This window comes from gamma proteobacterium symbiont of Lampromicra miyakona, assembly GCF_059730895.1.
This window is the reverse complement of the sequence record NZ_AP035932.1, coordinates 3,561,607-3,576,834: the sequence shown is the minus strand read 5'-3', so window position 1 is coordinate 3,576,834 and position 15,228 is coordinate 3,561,607. Positions and strand designations below refer to the sequence as shown.

Genomic DNA, 15,228 nt, shown 5'->3' with positions numbered 1-15,228 from the left:
TTTGCCATGTGTCCCGCCACATCGTTTCCGGCTGTACTCGCTGCTGCCCCACGTTGTTCTGTGACACCGTGCACGTTTATCTATTCCGCCGCCGTCACCTGCTTTACGCCTGCGTGACAGAGTCAGGTTGGGAGTGATAAAACCCAAAAGGTTGAGTTGACAGGAGGCATCCCGATGAAAAATGCTGCCACACCTTACCGCGAAGCGCTGATACGTCTTTGTGCGCTCAGGTTGCGCTACCGGCGTGCGAGCCGTAATCCGGCCGCCGGAGTGGTTGACCTTGCGGCGTTGATGTCCGAGCTCGAAGAGGCCGAACAGGACGTTGAGCGACATGAAAAGCAGTAAATGCTTCCGGCAGATCGGGCTTTAAAGTTTTACGCCAGCAGGCCTATACGAATAAGGTGATTAATCCGATGGCCACACTCCACGAGTAAGTCCGTTTATCTCATTGACGTTTTCAGGGGCTGACCGGCCCTGACCGTAACGCGCTCCACAACGTCTTCCGTAACTGCAGATGCAGGCATGACACCGCGCCAGTCTGCCGTGATTACTGCCACCGGTTCATGCCTGACATTTTCTGTCTGGTCAGTTTGATAAAAACCGGCTTCCGGGAGGAAGCCATCAGCACAATCAGTCGCAGTATCTGTTATTTGTCCCCTGATAAGGCACACTAAAGATGTCGGTACGCGCAGGCCAGACATATGCGCAGCGACGATGTACTTTTTCTGGCCGGCAGGCACCACGCCAATAACGTAAAAACGCTGAAAGGCTGAGGAAGGGTCCCTGCCCCGTGTTTCAGTCTAAGAAACCGTAACTGCTGCCTCAGAAGCTCTTCCAGTTATCATCTCCCGCTGCCGCAACGGCAGGGGTGGGACGTAATGCAGCAGCCGTCCTTATCGGCCGTGTTGCCTGAGCGCGCACAGTGTCTGACTGTCCCGAATCGGGAACCAGCGTAAAGGCACTGACCAGCTGATTCAGCGCCGCCGCCTGCTCCATCAGCGAGCGTGACGCGGCCGAAGCCTCTTCAACCAGCGCGGCGTTCTGCTGCGTCACGTCATCCATCTGGTTTACGGCAATATGGACCTGCCCGATACCCTGAGATTGTTCACTGGCGGCAACGGATATCTCATCGACAAGGTCGGTGACCTGCCGCACGGCGTCGTTCATGCGGGACATATTCTCTCCTACACCCTCGGCCTGCGTCGCTCCGGCTTCGACAAAGCCCATGGATGACTCAATCAGCTCCTTGATTTCGCGGGCGGAAGAGGAGGAGCGCTGCGCGAGGTTGCGGACTTCGCCGGCGACCACAGCGAAACCACGGCCCTGCTCCCCGGCACGCGCGGCCTCGACGGCGGCGTTCAGGGCCAGAATGTTGGTCTGAAACGCAATCCCTTCAATGAGCCCGATAATATCCGTAATTTTTGCAGAGCTCCCCCTGATGTCACCCATTGTGCCCAACAGCGTGCGCACCCGGCCGGCGCTGTCTTCAGAAATATCGCGGGCATTTTTCGCCAGCTGACTGGCAAGCTGTGTGTTTTCTGCGGTCTGACGTACGGTCTCACTCAGCTCTGACATGCTTGCCGCCGTCTGCTCCAGCGAGGCAGCCTGCTCCTCGGTTCGTGAAGAGAGGTCCTCATTACCGGCTGCTATCTGCGCAGAGGCTGAGCTGACCGACTGTGCAGAAGCCTCGACCTTCGACAGCGAGGCTGAGACGTTTTCAATAAGATGATTAAACGCTTTTGCGGTCAGGCCGATTTCATCCCGACGCGACTCGTCCACCCTCAGAGTCAGGTCAAGCTGCTGGCTGGCGATTTCCATAGTCTGCCGCATGCCGTTGAGCTGTCCGCGGATAGCGAAAATAGTTTTCAGCGCAAAAAAGGCCAGAATGGAAATGGCCAGCATTGAGCCACCCACAAGGCTCCAGACTGTCATCTGATAAGTCTGGTCATTTTCTTTACGCAGAGTACTACCGATGTTCACATTCAGTTTGAGCTGTTTCTGGTAGCCAGCAATCAGCTGGCGGGCAGCTTCTCCAATGCCGTCATTGCTCTGAAGCGCCCCCAGTGCAACGGCGTCATTCTGTGCGCGTGAGCCAGCAAGAAATGCAGGAAGCGACGATTCAACCTGTTTGATGGTGGAGAACGCTTTCTCTGTCAGTTGCCGGTCCTCCTCGTTCGATATGTCGTTATTTAGGTAATACTGGTTCAGTGATTTGATATTACTGATAGCTTCATCGATTTTCTTTTCAACTTCAGCCTGCCGCCGCGGGTCTGTTGCGCTCTGGTGGCGGTAAAGCCAGATAATAAGGGAGTTACTGCCGTCTACCAGCTTGCCCAGGTCCAGCAGTGAGGCAACGGTATTTTCCTGCACATACTGAAAGCGGGACTGAAATCCGCCGGCAACCATGACGGCCACGATGACCATCGCGACCAGCGCGGCTGAGAGAAGTGAAAAGGTGAGCAATAATCGCTGTGTAATCGTCATCTGTAATTCCTGCCATTGTAAGTGACTGATACTTTATGAAATCTGAAAATAATAAAAACTTTCAGCATATATATCGGCAGAAAAGCAGGAAACGTTATTTCAGGAAAGGCGCACCCGGCGAAATAAATTCTGTTTGTGGCAATCCCATTGCCTGATCCTGTTCGATGAGGATATCCATACAGCATCTCTCATCAGCACTGTGGCGGATGAGCATCAGCGCCCCCGAGCTCTGAAAGAAAAAAGCCTGTCTGGCCGCTATCGGCCTGCTGGCAGAGCGCCTTCACTGACTCAGAATCGTAATGTTCAGGAATAAACCAGCGGGTCGTTGGCTCTTCCTGAGATACAGGTGCTCATTAACCCGTCCGCTTAAGCAGATAAGGCCTGCGAAGCAGGCCTCATACAATCAGTGTTGTGGCTTCATTGCCGAACCGGACTAAGCGTCCTCTTCCTCTCGCGAATACCCCACAACCATCTCCAGCGCGCCGCGCAGTACATCGAGCCTGACGACGTCAGAGGTGCTCTCCAGCTCTGCTATCAGGCTGAGTATCACGTCCTTTCGCAGCACGCGTCCGCCCTGAGCCTTCAGGCGTGTAAATACCGCGCTGATGATTTCTGATTCAGCGGCCAGCTGATCGCCGCGCTGATTAATTACACTGAGAATTTCTTCTTCGGTTTTGTTCTGCTGCATAACCCATCATCCGGGACAGATAAAGAGAAGGGCGCCGCCGGCGCCCGGGCTGTCTTCAGACTCCGTTCTGCCTCCGCCCGTGGCGGAGATACGTTACCGGTCAGTGCCGGCGCGTGCCTGGCGGAGGGGCATCCTCTGTCATAAACAGCGACTCCGGACTCTGTACGAGCCGGGCGCCAGGAAGCGCCGCACTGACCTCATCAAGCGCCAGTTTCAGGGCCTCAGCCCTGTCGGGATGCGTTTCACGCGCGGCCATTTCGATCAGCCTGACTGCAACCGTTGCACCCGATACCGGTGCATTCTCGCTGAGCAGACCGAGGACGGCCTCACCGATAACGTGGTCCATAAGCATTTCAGTTTTGTTTCTGTACATACCACTTCCCGGGTGTCAGTAAAGGGACGCTTTCCTGTACCTGCCGCCGCTGACGCGGCTGGCTGACGTTACATCCGCATGCATGACCGGATGTGATATCCACGCCGGAGAAGGCACTGCTGTGGGCAGATACCTGATTCAGAGAGGCTCTTCCCGGCCAAACAGCAGGCCAATCAGCGTGCGGCAGAGCTGCTCCTCTTCTGCGCTGCCCGCGAGCTCCAGGCGACGTACGAGCTTTGCGCAGATGGCCGGCCGGTTGAGGGCGGCGCCGCTGCGCAGGATTTCCACCACGATCTGCCCCAGCATGGCCTGCTGCGAAGGGAGTTGGGCGTCAGTGAAATAACGGGCAATGTCTCCCGCATTATCAGGTTGCATGCTGTTCTGGCGCATAGTCATTTCTCTCGAGATAATGGTTAAAATGTCATCGGGTGATGATGCGCGGAAAGTTATACAAAAAATAAAAACCTGTACAGAAATACTTTTGACGGTGAAATGAATTTTTTAGCAAAAAATGCTAATCATTATAAATCATGAGGATAAATAACTTATCTTACGAAGGGCGGAGGGGGGCATCCCTGACAGTTTCTCCGGCCGGCACGCGCACAGCGCGCCCGATGCGAGGCTGGCTTTTCATCGTCGTGTCCCGGCCAGAGCCGTTCTACGTTCCAGGTCGTTCTAACCGTCGTTTTCCTGACCCGTCATCGTCATCCAGTGCAGCTCAGCCTGCTCGCGACTGCCGTACTGACGGAAACCCTGCAGCCAGCGTCTGGCATCAAAGATTTCCGCAAGCTTCTCGTCGCTGACGTCAGCTTCGGCCATCACGGCGAGCTCCTTTCTCAGGGACCCTACCGTACTGTCCTGGCCGGCGCTCGCCAGGCTGACCGCTGCCTCTCCGATAATGAGATGGCCTTTCTCATCGTCGTGATAGAACACAGCAAATCATCCTTCTCGGGAAAATAACAACCTCAGGACTGAATGTAGACGAAGAAGGCGCCTTCACCAGAAGAAAAATCTGTCATATGGATAAGAAATAAAATATTGGTTTTGTGTGGCGGAGTCGCCGGGTGTAGAACAGAATATAAATGCGTGAGAAAAACTGATGTGTTCAGTACCAGGGGAATATGCGGTCAATACAATAACGCTTTAAAAATTAGCCGCGGCATAACAGCCGCGGCGTTTCGTTACACAGCCTGCCACTCACTTTCAACTTCATCTTTAGATTTGGAAAGAATGACTTTATTGTCATCCACTTCATTAACCCAGCTGAAGGGGATGATGTGATGCTGACCGCCGGCTTCCGGGTCGCTTTTCGCCAGCTTAATTTTGTCATCACCCTCGAAGTGGTCAACAACACCCACGTGCTCGCCGTTAACGTCCACTACCTGAGCATGGTCCAGAACTTCTGCTTTATCAACCATAATTAATCCTTAATAACGTCTGGTAAATGATAAATTAACCCAGTCATCATGCTGGGTATGCTTTTAAAGCGTGGGTTATTAATGTGTCTGGCGTCAAGAAATTAACATAATGAAACATCTTCCTCATCGCAGTGTATGGCGCATACCTCTGTCCCGCCTTTCAGCCGCGAGGCTGCAGAGGCCGGTCTGACAACTATTTACCCGGTGCCATGATGAAAGCGCCGGCTGCATTAGATCCAGACTCAGTTAAGGTAAATCGTTGAATTATTCCCCTGGCACTTCCCGGACTCTTTATGAATACGGTTAATCTGCCCTGTGCCACTCTTCCACAGACAACCATACTTTTTCTGGCCTGAATTACTGCCGGTGGATGGATTAGGTAACCTGATTTCCAGCGTTCTGAACGCTGCAAAAATGATTAAAGGTGTCGCACTGTATTTTCGGCTCTGTTGCAAAGATCAGCGGCGCTGATAAACTTTCTTCCCATTTTCACCAGTGACGCACCCCATGAATGTATTTAAAGGCGGGCATTTTCAGCGCGACATCATCTTCTGGGTGAAATGCGCCTGGTAGCCAGAGTGTTTGAAATGCGGGCCTTTATCATCGGCCAGAAGGCATATCAACTTTAATATTTGCAACAGTGCCTAAATGCGCACCCTACGAAAACTTCGCACGATCTTCGTAGTGTTGTGACCAAAAAGCGCTTAACAGCAAGCATCAGGGCAGCTTTCGCCGCCCTTTTCATAACTGTTACTTCAACGCAATACGCGCGATGCCGTCAGCGCCTTTTGTAGAAGAGTCTTTATTAAATTCCGCTTTCAGGGTCACATACAGGGTGTTGTCGTCTGGGCCAATCAGCAGACTGTTAGGATTCTGATCAAACGACCAGCTGTTTTTCACCGCGTAAGTGGTGGCATCCAGCTGCAGCACTTTCTTCGATTCACGCTGGCTGATGTAGATTTCGTTGCGCTTCGCGTTGAATTTGATGCCCAGCGAGTCACCTTCAATACGTTTGACCACTTTGCCGGTGTGCTCGTCGAGTACCAGTGTCGCTTTTCCTTTGGAATCGTCAGTGATGAACAGACGGCCAGTGGCAGGATCTTCTGCCATGTTCAGGAACAGATACTCTTTACCGTCACCCGCCGTCCAACGCTTCTCGATTTTGTGGGTGCGCGGGTTAATCACCAAAATTTCGCCAGAACCATTGGCGGCATAAATGCGCTCAGTGACCGGGGAATAGATCAGGCCCGTTACCCATTTACCGGCATTTTTGATCTCGGTTTTTAGCTTGAAGGTTTTCGTATCAACCACCGAGATGTAACCTGGATCGGCAACGCGGCCCACGTACAATTCGTTGCCGTGCCACAGCACTTCACGGGCGCCCGCCGGATAACCTTCTTTACTGATTTTGCCTGGGAACACCAGACGTGCCAGCACTTTGCCACTCTCGGCATCAACCTTAGAGATTGCGCCATCCAATGAGTTAGTGGTGTAGAACACACTGCCTTGTTCATCGATTGCCGCACCAAAGTTTTTCAGATCGGTGTGAGTCTCGCCTTCAGTCGCCAGGGTTGCTGGGTCCAGACGATAGATAACACCGCCATTCACATCCTTAAAGCTCTGCGCGCTGGCGACAAACAGCCCTTTTGAGTCCTGTGAGTAAACCATCTCATACAGGCCATCACCCAGGACACGCTGTGTCACGGCGGTATCAACCGGTTTAGCGGTTTCAGCAACAGGGGCTTCGGCTTTTTTAGCAGGCGCCTGACAAGCAGTCAGACTAAATGCAGCAGCAACCGCCATGGCAACAGCGGCTTTGCGCGGACTAAACAACGATTTCATGCAGTACTCCATCAATGGATGAACGGCTCCGACCGTATCTAACGAGCGGAAAATATAAGAAGAATGAGAATCATACGCATTAAGATGAAGGAGGCAAATATTCACGTGGATTTCTCTGCTCTCCCGCTTTCAAACAGAAAAAATGTTCACTGCATCTGCCGCACCATTTACCGCAAAGTTCCTGTTTATTCCCGTAACAAAAATGAAAACGCCAGCAACTAACGGGTTATGAACGCATCCATCACACTGATTTCGTTGTTATTTACACATTATTACACTTCAGGTTGAATCATTGCGAGATTCTATAAAGCAAATGATTATCATTGGCGTTCGTAAACAGGAATACGCCGCACCTGCCCCTTTTCTATGGGGGGTAAATTCAGGCGCAAACATAACAACCGAAGCCTGATGGCTTTACATAACAATCATTGACCACGGAAATAATTATGTCTTCGAAAGGCAGGGATTCAGGCATCCGAAAAACGTATAGCGTGTCGCTTTTGGCGATGGCAGTACATACCCTTCTCAATCCAGGCATAGTACAGGCGGCAGATAACACGCAGCAGGATTTGGTGGTTGATGCCATCACCAGCGACAACAGCGGAGATAATGAGAAGCAGGATTATGCGGTGAAAACCACGCGTGCTGGCACCAAGTTGTTACTGACGCCGCGCGATGTGCCGCAATCGGTCAGTGTGGTGACTCAGCAGCGTATGCAGGACCAGCAATTACAAACCGTCACCGATGTTTTGAATAACACCACCGGCATCACCAGTAACCTGGTCGACTCAGAACGTTCAGAATATTATTCACGCGGTTTTAAAATCACCAACTTCACCTTTGACGGCATCCCCACGTCGGTGGGTGACAGCTGGAACTACGGTGATGCCGCCTCTGATACCGCGATTTATGATCGTATCGAAGTGGTACGTGGTGCGACCGGACTGATGACTGGTGCGGGCAGCCCATCAGCGTCGGTGAATATGGTGCGTAAGCACGCCGACAGCAAAGAATTCACCGGTAGCGTCAGTGCCAGTTACGGCAGTTGGAATAAGCAGCGCTATGTGGCTGACATTGCGGGCCCGCTGAACAGTAACGGCTCGTTGCGCGGACGTGTTGTAACGGGTTATCAGGACCAGGACAGCTGGTTAGACCGTTACCATAAAAACAAGAAGTTCCTGTATGGCGTCGTTGATGCCGACCTTACCGAACACACCACGCTTTCACTGGGTTATGACTATGAGAAAGCCGACACGCGTGATCCTACCTGGGGCGGCTTACCAGTGTTCTACAGCAATGGATCACTGACGCATTACAACCGCAGTCTCAACTCCGCCGCCGACTGGACTTATTACCACACTGAAGTGCAGAAGTTGTATGCCGACCTGGTGCATAACTTCAACAATGGCTGGAGCATTCATGTTAACGGCACACATGCGAAAAATACCTTTAGCGATAAACTGCTCAATATCTACAGCGCCTTCCCGGATGAAACCACGGGTGAAGGGGTGACCGGTTACGGCAGCCTCGATCGCGGTAAACGTGAACAAACTTCCGTTGATGGCTATGCCAGCGGTCCGTTTGAGTTGTTTGGACGTCAACATCAGCTCATGGCGGGTGTAAGCTACAGCCGTCAGCATAACCAAACCTACAGTCAGGATGGCGTCACCGATCTGGATGAATACGACATTACGTCAGCCGACATGGGGGCTTTTAATAACAACTGGACCGGCAATATCGCTGAACCGCAGTGGCAAGGCTGGTATCTCAACGCCAATGACGTGATCCGTCAGAAATCCGCCTACACCGCCGCGCGCTTCTCGCTGGCTGATCCACTGTCACTGATTATTGGGGCGCGCTACACCGAGTGGAGTACCAACGGCAGCAGTGGCAATATGACCAAGAGCAATACGACGCCGTATGCCGGTTTGGTGTATGACATCAACGATACCTGGTCAGCCTATGCCAGCTACACCTCGATCTTCCAGCCCCAGACTTACCGCGACGCCTCAGGTCATTACCTGTCGCCAGTTACCGGGAAAAGTTACGAAACGGGCCTGAAATCAGCGTGGTTTGATGGTCGCCTGACGGCTACCGTCGCGGTATTCCGCATCCAGCAAGAGAATGTCGGTACGGCTATTGACGGCGTTTATGTTAATAACAGTAGCGAGCAAGCGTACTACGCCACTAAGGGCGCGCGCAGTAAGGGGGCAGAGTTTGAGCTAAACGGGGCCTTGACCGATAACCTGCAACTGACCTTCGGTGCCACACGTTACGTGGCACGCGACAGTGATGGGCGATATAACCCGGATCAGCCGCAAACCGACTTCAAACTGTTTACGCGCTACCAGGTACCGAGGTTGCCAGACCTGACCATTGGCGGCGGCATCAACTGGCAGAACCGTACCTTTGAAGATGTCAGCGCACCAGAAGGCAGTACGCAGCGTGTGTATCAGGGCAGCTATCCGCTGGCCAACCTGTTTGCGCGTTATCAGGTCACCAAACAAGTTGCGGTGCAGGCCAACGTCGATAATTTATTTGACCGCGAGTACTACACCTATATGAACAACTATGTTTACGGTGAACCGCGTAACTTCTCGGTGAGTGTCTCTTATCAGTTTTGATTGAAAAATCCCCGGTGCTAAGCCGGGGATTTTTGACATCAGACCTTGTTTTTATAATTAAAACTGATCTGCGAATTCTGCTCACGCGGTGAACGCCACGCTTCTAAATAAACCGATTTCCAGTACGGATTATTCAGGGATGAGCGCATCACGCCCCGGCTAACCGAAGCGTGAAGGAATTGATGATCGGTGTCATAAAAGCCGACGTATAACTCATGTTTGATACTAAAGAACACTAAATCAGCGGGTTGCAGGTGTGACTGATCAACCGGCTGACCCATGGCGATTAATTCTTTGGTGGTGACACGATCCATCGGAATATTAAAACGATCTTTTAACGTGCGCCAGACGAATCCCGAGCAATCACCCCCGTTAATTGCGTTCGACCCCACTGGTATTTGGTGCCTTCCCATGAGTGCATCTGATCGTGTAATGGGGATTAAATGGCACTGTTGCAAATATTAAAGTTGATATGCCTTCTGGCCGATGATAAAGGCCCACATTTCAAACACTCTGGCTACTAAGTGCATTTCACCCAGAGGATGGCCGAAGTAGAATGACTCAGCCTGGCCTTTGCACAGCGCGCGCATCACTTCAATCCCTTTTATCGTGGCGTGAGCTGTCTTAATCGATTTAAACCCCAGCGTGGCGCTGATTATCCGTTTCAGCTTGCCATGACCGCATTCGATAACGTTGTTCCGGTATTTGATCTGCCGGTGCTCCACCTCCGGCGGGCATTTCCCTTGACGTTTCAGTAACGCCAGTGCCCGGGGGGAGTCGGTGCTTTGTCTGTACTGATGATGCGCGGGATCTTCCACTGTTTTACGTTGTTTAAAATCTTACCCAGAAACCGGTAAGCGGCATTCGTATTGCGATGCGGCGAAAAGTAAAAATCGACAGTGCGGCCCCTGCTGTCAACGGCCCGGTACGGATAAGCCCACCGGCCATTCACTTTGATATAAGTTTCATCCAGATGCCATGAACAGAAGCCGGAATGCTGTCCCGTAAAGAAAGACCCAGTGGAAGTCCGCCCGCTTTCGCGTGGGGTAATGTCGCCCGGAAGCTCAACCCCTTTCTGCCCGGTTACAGGGCAGCATTCGCTTTCTCCACCTTCCTGTACCCGCACCTCCATCAGCTTCCCTTGCGGTCGGCTTGCCAGCGTGGGCAGAAGTACGGGCTTACCGTGTTTCACTTCAGTAACAGAATGGGTCAGACCCTGCCTCTTCATCGGCAATCGTGATGTCCGTGTGCTCTCACTCGACAAAAGAGCAGCCGATTGCGTACCTTTTGGTTCAAGCCTGTCAGCATCTTTGGCTTGTCAATGTTAACGGCGATTCACAGTAGTTCACTTATGTTGGTCATGCCATTCACCCTCGATAATGTCGCGGGCCAGCGACGGGTTCAGCGGGCCGTCAACGGACCACATCTGCGCCTCGGCCATGGTGTCCATCAGCACCTGCGCGGTGCGGGTGTAGCATTCAAACGCAAACAGCGGATCGTCGCTCAGGCAGCGGGAACCCCAGAAGCGGTAGCCGTCTTTGCGGATAAGCGTGGTGACGTCGTTCTGGTTAAGCAGGCCCGCGTCGGTAGCCGGATCCTGTAAATCCCAGAATACGTCCTTTGAAATACCGGTCACGCCGTTCACGCCGACGTTAGAGAGCGACTTATGCCAGCCGGTTTGTTCGTCGATTTTGGCGCGCAGGCCCAGCGCGCGGGCGGTGGCGTAGGCCGTGGCGTCCTGCTTCAGTACGGTGTCAAAGCTGATGAAGTCCGACCAGATCAGCATCCCTTCGCGCTGGCTGAAGTTGGCGCGGTAAGCGATCGCCTCCTCCACGCTTTTGCAGCCGTAGGCGGACAGGTACGCAAACCCGCGCAGGCTCTGCGCCACACTCAGCAACTCGGTTGCAACGGCCTGCGTATCGTGCCCAGGCGCGCCGAGGATGCGTGGCTTTACGTCGCACACCGACTGCGCGGCCAGCAACGCTTTCATACCGGTGCGCTGGCCGTCGGTGACGCCGCCGATGATGTTCGCGGAGGTTTCCGCCTCAGTCTCGCCCTGCGGCACGCGCACCACGACGGTGACGGGTTTGGACTGGTCGGCGATAGCGTCCAGCGATCGGGCCAGCGTGCCGGATTCGCCCGCCTTGCCGCTGGCGGTGAGTACGCCGGTCAGCAGCACCGGTCGGTTAAGCGAGAATGTTGCCGGGTCGGCGTCGTCGCCGGTGCAGACCAGCCCGACGATCGCTGTACTGACGGTGGTAATGGTTCGGGTGCCCTCGTTGATTTCCTCAACGCGCACGCCGTGATGATAATCCTGTGCCGTTTGGCGGTTCTCCTGTTAAGGGGTTCCGCTATGGTCGTGCCTCATTGCAGATGGCGCATCTGAGTAGTGTTGTGTGAGGGCTCACACAATTATCCGCGACTCCGGAGTAACTGCCGTACCCGCTGGTACAAATTAAGAATGGACCGAATCAGGGATTATTCCCCCTGAATCCGATTGATAACCCTCTTCAATACTTTAACTATGAGGGAAATGTTAAACGGGAGAATAACGATGAAACTGGCCCCGAAACATTACCGCCTGTTGTCCCTACTGCAGGAAAGAGGCTCGATTCCCGCGCGTATCAGGCCTGTTATAAGGGAAGAACTGGTGGCAATGGGCCTCGCTGAATATTTTCACTGTGAGGAGTGGCTCAGGGAAAAGGAACGCTACAGGCTGACGAAGCAGGGCCGGGAATTACTTGAGAAACACGATAAAGAGATTGAGCAGGAAAAGCAGCGTGCCGCCGGTGAGTCACGGCCATTTCGTCCTGGAAGGCCGCGAAAGGACAGCAACCGCTTCCCTTGACGCTTCCAGTCTACAGACTAGCCTTGGTAGGCATTCTAATAAAATCGACGTTTTCGTTACCCCATATTATCCGCGCGCTGGCGCGGTTTTTTTTGCCCAGTAAATCAGTTCGACAGTGTTTAGTCTTGTCATATCAACTCGCCCGCAAATCATGCAATGGGGTATTTGTCAGCGAGACATCTCACCTGCCGTAACCCGATATCCTGCGTAGTGTACCCTCTCAAAACATTGCATCACCTTGACGATGCCGTTAAACCGGTTATATTTACCTACCTGAATAAGAAATTGTGTTTTCATTTTAGTTTGCTGCCGCGCCCTCCAGCGCGGTTTTTTTTGCCCCTGAAATAATCACATTACTGACAGTTAAGTTCTTTATCTTCGCGATTCAAACAAATCATTATCCATTTGTGCGGTAATGGTATTCTCTCACAGCGATTTATCCTGTCGCGAATTTCACTTCTTTATTTTTCCGCCCGACATACCTGGTCAGGTTGCGGCGTTTTTTTATCTGTAATGCTTTCGTCCTTAAGCTCTCTTAGTCTTGCCGCCGGAATATAGCGGTATAGTGTTTTGACTGACACTTCCAGCATCAGTGAAACCTGCAGCATTGTTGCCCCCTGAACCAGCATCCGCTCAGCCCTGGCTGTCACGTCCGCTGTCATCACCCGCCGGCGGCCCCCAACGCGCCCTTTTTCCCGCGCAGCTGCCAGCCCAGCGCGGGTTCGCTCTACGATCAGCTCGCGTTCCATTTCCGCAAGCGCCCCCATCACGTGAAAGAAAAAGCGCCCCATCGGCGTGCTGGTATCAATGCTGTCGGTCAGGCTGCGGAAATTAACGCCGCGTTCACGCAGTTCTTCCGTCAGCATGACCAGATGACGCATGCTGCGCCCGAGCCTGTCCAGCTTCCAGACAACCAGCGTGTCCCCGGCCTGCAGGCAACGCAGCGCCTTTTTCAGTCCGGGGCGAACACGGGTTTTCCGCTGATCCTGTCCTCGAAAATCAGCTCACAATCTGCGCTCTGAAGCGCAATCCGCTGTAAATCCGTGTTTTGGTCATTTGTTGATACCCTGATGTAGCCAATCAGCACGCTGCAATCTTCGCAAATGGGCGTGAGTGTGCCAGTCCAGGCCATCATGGGCCAGGCCATTGATTCGCCTAAACCTCGGTTTGGACGATATCGCAAAAGCGGGGGTTGCGACCGGCTTAATGGCATGGCCGGGTTATGCGATACTGCCGCTTATCATCAATGGTGCAAAGGTCACCATGGTTGAGCCGCAGGCGTTGCCGGTGCCGACGTTGAACGCCAGCGACACCAGCGCGTCGTAAACCTGCTGCGCGCCACGCAGCGCGCCAGTGCCGCCTCGACGCGTAACACGTTGGTGGTGAAGTTGCCCGCCGCCTGCCGCTCGGTGATCGTCTTGCCGGGAATGACGCCCAGCCTGGCGTCCCACCCGTATTGATGCTCACAGGTAACGCTTCACCTCACGGTATCCACGCGGCCTAAGGCCGGACTACCTTGTTCTGGCAGCTTCACACAGGCCCGTTGCCGATCCAGCATGTGCCAGTAGGCTACTGATGACGGAACATCAGGTTCCTCTCTGATTTCTCAGCGGAACAATTACTGAAGCGACTTTTTACGTCGCACGTCCAGAAACATTTCGTCGGTTGACTGAATTTTCGTCATCACACGCCGATATAGCGCCTGAAGCATATTTTGTGCCTCATTACGCTGACCAGGAGAAGTGATGTTCCGGAAATTATTAAAAAAAGCGCCTGCCGTAGAAAGGGCTGATACAATCACATCTGCAATACCGGCTGTTGAAACGGTCTGCGCAGATAACAGCGACACTCTGCTGCTGAAATGTCTGATGAATATCAATCAGACGTGCGTGTGGTACATTGAGGCACCTGACCTGCGGACTGATTCGCCCGCTTTCTTCTCACCTTCGGCCCGTCGTCTTTTAGGATTGTCTTCTCAGAAGGAATTTGGACTCGCCTCGCTGGTGCAGAGGGTTCATCCGGATCACAAAGACGCTTTCAGAAGTTTCATTCATTATGCTGTCAGCCACAGCGTCGTCGGTAATCCCCTACGATGCCGTATTAAAACAGATGCAAATAATTCTCAATGGTTCCTTCTCCGGGCTCAGTACAGCGCAGACTTTACGCCGCCCCGGCTGGTTGGCACTATTGAAAATATCGGGGAAGAAATCGAGCAGGCCCGCCTTTTCGATATCGTATCCACACGCTTTGACCTGTCCCGGGAAATGCTTAACGACGGACTCTGGGACCTCGATATTATCGGTGGAAATCCGCTCAACCCGGACAACGTATTCTGGTGGTCACCGCAATTCAGAAAGCTGCTTGGCTTTGAAACGACTGAAGAGTTTCCGGACGTAATGGAAAGCTGGGCATCACGCCTTCATCCGGAAGATAAACAGGCTGCGCTTGACGCGTTTGTCAGCCATCTCATGGACTTCAGCGGTAAAACCGGTTTTGATATCGAGTATCGCCTTAAACTGCGCAGCGGGGAATACCGGTGGTTTCAGGCCCGGGGCCAGACAAAGCGCGCGGCAGACGGGACGCCACTGCGTGCTGTCGGTGCGCTTATTGACATTCAGGGGCGTAAAGACCGGTTGCAGCACGAAGAAAGTGAAATCAGGCGGAATATCCAGACAGCTGAAACCGCTAAAGAAATTGCGGAACTGGTATCTGAAAACGGAAGCATTGCAGCGCAAATTAAACTCATTTCGCTCAACGCAAGTATTGAAGCCGCAAGGGCCGGAATACACGGCAGGGGATTTTCTGTTATCGCCAGCGCTATCAGGGGGCTGGCCGAAAGAACAGCTGACATCACCGGGCAGATTTCCCGCCTGCAGATGCGCATAAAAAGTTTTGCTGCGGACACTGACAAATCAGACATACGCTGATCGTCCGGCATTATGTGTGTTCAT

12 protein-coding genes and 5 pseudogenes are annotated in these 15,228 nt (G+C 53.0%); 5 read left to right on the top strand and 12 right to left on the bottom strand.

The features are described 5' to 3' along the window. Positions 1–174 precede the first annotated feature (174 nt). Positions 175–345, top strand: a complete 171-nt coding sequence (locus tag AC6I8P_RS16875; RefSeq protein WP_176428074.1) for a hypothetical protein — start codon at positions 175–177, stop codon at positions 343–345. Between the two features lie 477 nt (positions 346–822). Here the strand turns inward: AC6I8P_RS16875 and AC6I8P_RS16870 are convergent, their stop codons facing one another. The 7 genes from AC6I8P_RS16870 to AC6I8P_RS16840 form a co-directional block, all read right to left on the bottom strand. Then, positions 823–2,484: a methyl-accepting chemotaxis protein gene (locus AC6I8P_RS16870; protein WP_498030799.1), complete on the bottom strand. Its 1,662-nt coding sequence runs from the start codon at positions 2,482–2,484 to the stop codon at positions 823–825. 433 nt (positions 2,485–2,917) lie between these two features. Continuing rightward, positions 2,918–3,172: a biofilm development regulator YmgB/AriR family protein gene (locus tag AC6I8P_RS16865; protein ID WP_059009461.1), complete on the bottom strand. Its 255-nt coding sequence runs from the start codon at positions 3,170–3,172 to the stop codon at positions 2,918–2,920. Positions 3,173–3,272: 100 nt separating this feature from the next. After that, a complete protein-coding gene (locus AC6I8P_RS16860) occupies positions 3,273–3,545 on the bottom strand; it encodes a hypothetical protein (protein ID WP_059009459.1) in 273 nt (90 codons plus the stop codon). Positions 3,546–3,683: 138 nt separating this feature from the next. Beyond that, positions 3,684–3,935 carry a regulatory protein YcgZ gene (gene ycgZ, locus AC6I8P_RS16855; protein WP_059009457.1) on the bottom strand — a complete coding sequence of 84 codons (252 nt, stop codon included), beginning with the start codon at positions 3,933–3,935 and terminating at the stop codon, positions 3,684–3,686. 285 nt (positions 3,936–4,220) lie between these two features. Continuing rightward, the gene (locus tag AC6I8P_RS16850; protein WP_059009454.1) at positions 4,221–4,478 is read right to left on the bottom strand and encodes a hypothetical protein; all 258 of its coding nucleotides are present in this window, start codon (positions 4,476–4,478) and stop codon (positions 4,221–4,223) included. Between the two features lie 248 nt (positions 4,479–4,726). Next, the gene (locus AC6I8P_RS16845; protein ID WP_059009452.1) at positions 4,727–4,963 is read right to left on the bottom strand and encodes a DUF2171 domain-containing protein; all 237 of its coding nucleotides are present in this window, start codon (positions 4,961–4,963) and stop codon (positions 4,727–4,729) included. A gap of 750 nt (positions 4,964–5,713) precedes the next feature. Beyond that, positions 5,714–6,805 (bottom strand): YncE family protein, encoded by a 1,092-nt coding sequence (locus tag AC6I8P_RS16840; protein ID WP_498031179.1) that lies wholly within the window; start codon positions 6,803–6,805, stop codon positions 5,714–5,716. Between the two features lie 446 nt (positions 6,806–7,251). On the opposite strand from AC6I8P_RS16840, the gene fhuE reads away from it, so the two are divergent. Continuing rightward, positions 7,252–9,429, top strand: a complete 2,178-nt coding sequence (gene fhuE, locus AC6I8P_RS16835) for a ferric-rhodotorulic acid/ferric-coprogen receptor FhuE (RefSeq protein WP_498030798.1) — start codon at positions 7,252–7,254, stop codon at positions 9,427–9,429. Positions 9,430–9,467: 38 nt separating this feature from the next. Here the strand turns inward: fhuE and AC6I8P_RS16830 are convergent. From AC6I8P_RS16830 to AC6I8P_RS16820, 3 pseudogenes are all read right to left on the bottom strand, one after another. Then, positions 9,468–9,862, bottom strand: a pseudogene (locus AC6I8P_RS16830) (C40 family peptidase); the annotation flags it as partial. 28 nt (positions 9,863–9,890) lie between these two features. Continuing rightward, positions 9,891–10,423, bottom strand: a pseudogene (locus AC6I8P_RS16825) (IS6 family transposase); the annotation flags it as partial. 375 nt (positions 10,424–10,798) lie between these two features. Continuing rightward, positions 10,799–11,728, bottom strand: a pseudogene (locus tag AC6I8P_RS16820) (phage tail sheath protein); the annotation flags it as partial. Between the two features lie 255 nt (positions 11,729–11,983). Here AC6I8P_RS16820 and AC6I8P_RS16815 point away from each other — a divergent pair. Beyond that, the gene (locus tag AC6I8P_RS16815; protein ID WP_141097287.1) at positions 11,984–12,277 is read left to right on the top strand and encodes a hypothetical protein; all 294 of its coding nucleotides are present in this window, start codon (positions 11,984–11,986) and stop codon (positions 12,275–12,277) included. Positions 12,278–12,738: 461 nt separating this feature from the next. Here AC6I8P_RS16815 and AC6I8P_RS16810 read toward each other — a convergent pair. Beyond that, positions 12,739–13,364: pseudogene (locus tag AC6I8P_RS16810) on the bottom strand (recombinase family protein). An 80-nt stretch (positions 13,365–13,444) separates the two neighbouring features. On the opposite strand from AC6I8P_RS16810, the gene AC6I8P_RS16805 reads away from it, so the two are divergent. Continuing rightward, the gene (locus AC6I8P_RS16805) at positions 13,445–13,603 is read left to right on the top strand and encodes a hypothetical protein (RefSeq protein ID WP_498031188.1); all 159 of its coding nucleotides are present in this window, start codon (positions 13,445–13,447) and stop codon (positions 13,601–13,603) included. Here the strand turns inward: AC6I8P_RS16805 and AC6I8P_RS16800 are convergent. After that, positions 13,531–13,712, bottom strand: a pseudogene (locus AC6I8P_RS16800) (glycoside hydrolase family protein); the annotation flags it as partial. The gene AC6I8P_RS16805 and the pseudogene AC6I8P_RS16800 overlap by 73 nt on opposite strands. A 310-nt stretch (positions 13,713–14,022) precedes the next feature. Between AC6I8P_RS16800 and AC6I8P_RS16795 the strand changes: the two are divergent. Further along, complete coding sequence (locus AC6I8P_RS16795; RefSeq protein WP_088515986.1) at positions 14,023–15,204, top strand: methyl-accepting chemotaxis protein; 1,182 nt, start codon at positions 14,023–14,025, stop codon at positions 15,202–15,204. Positions 15,205–15,228 lie beyond the last annotated feature (24 nt).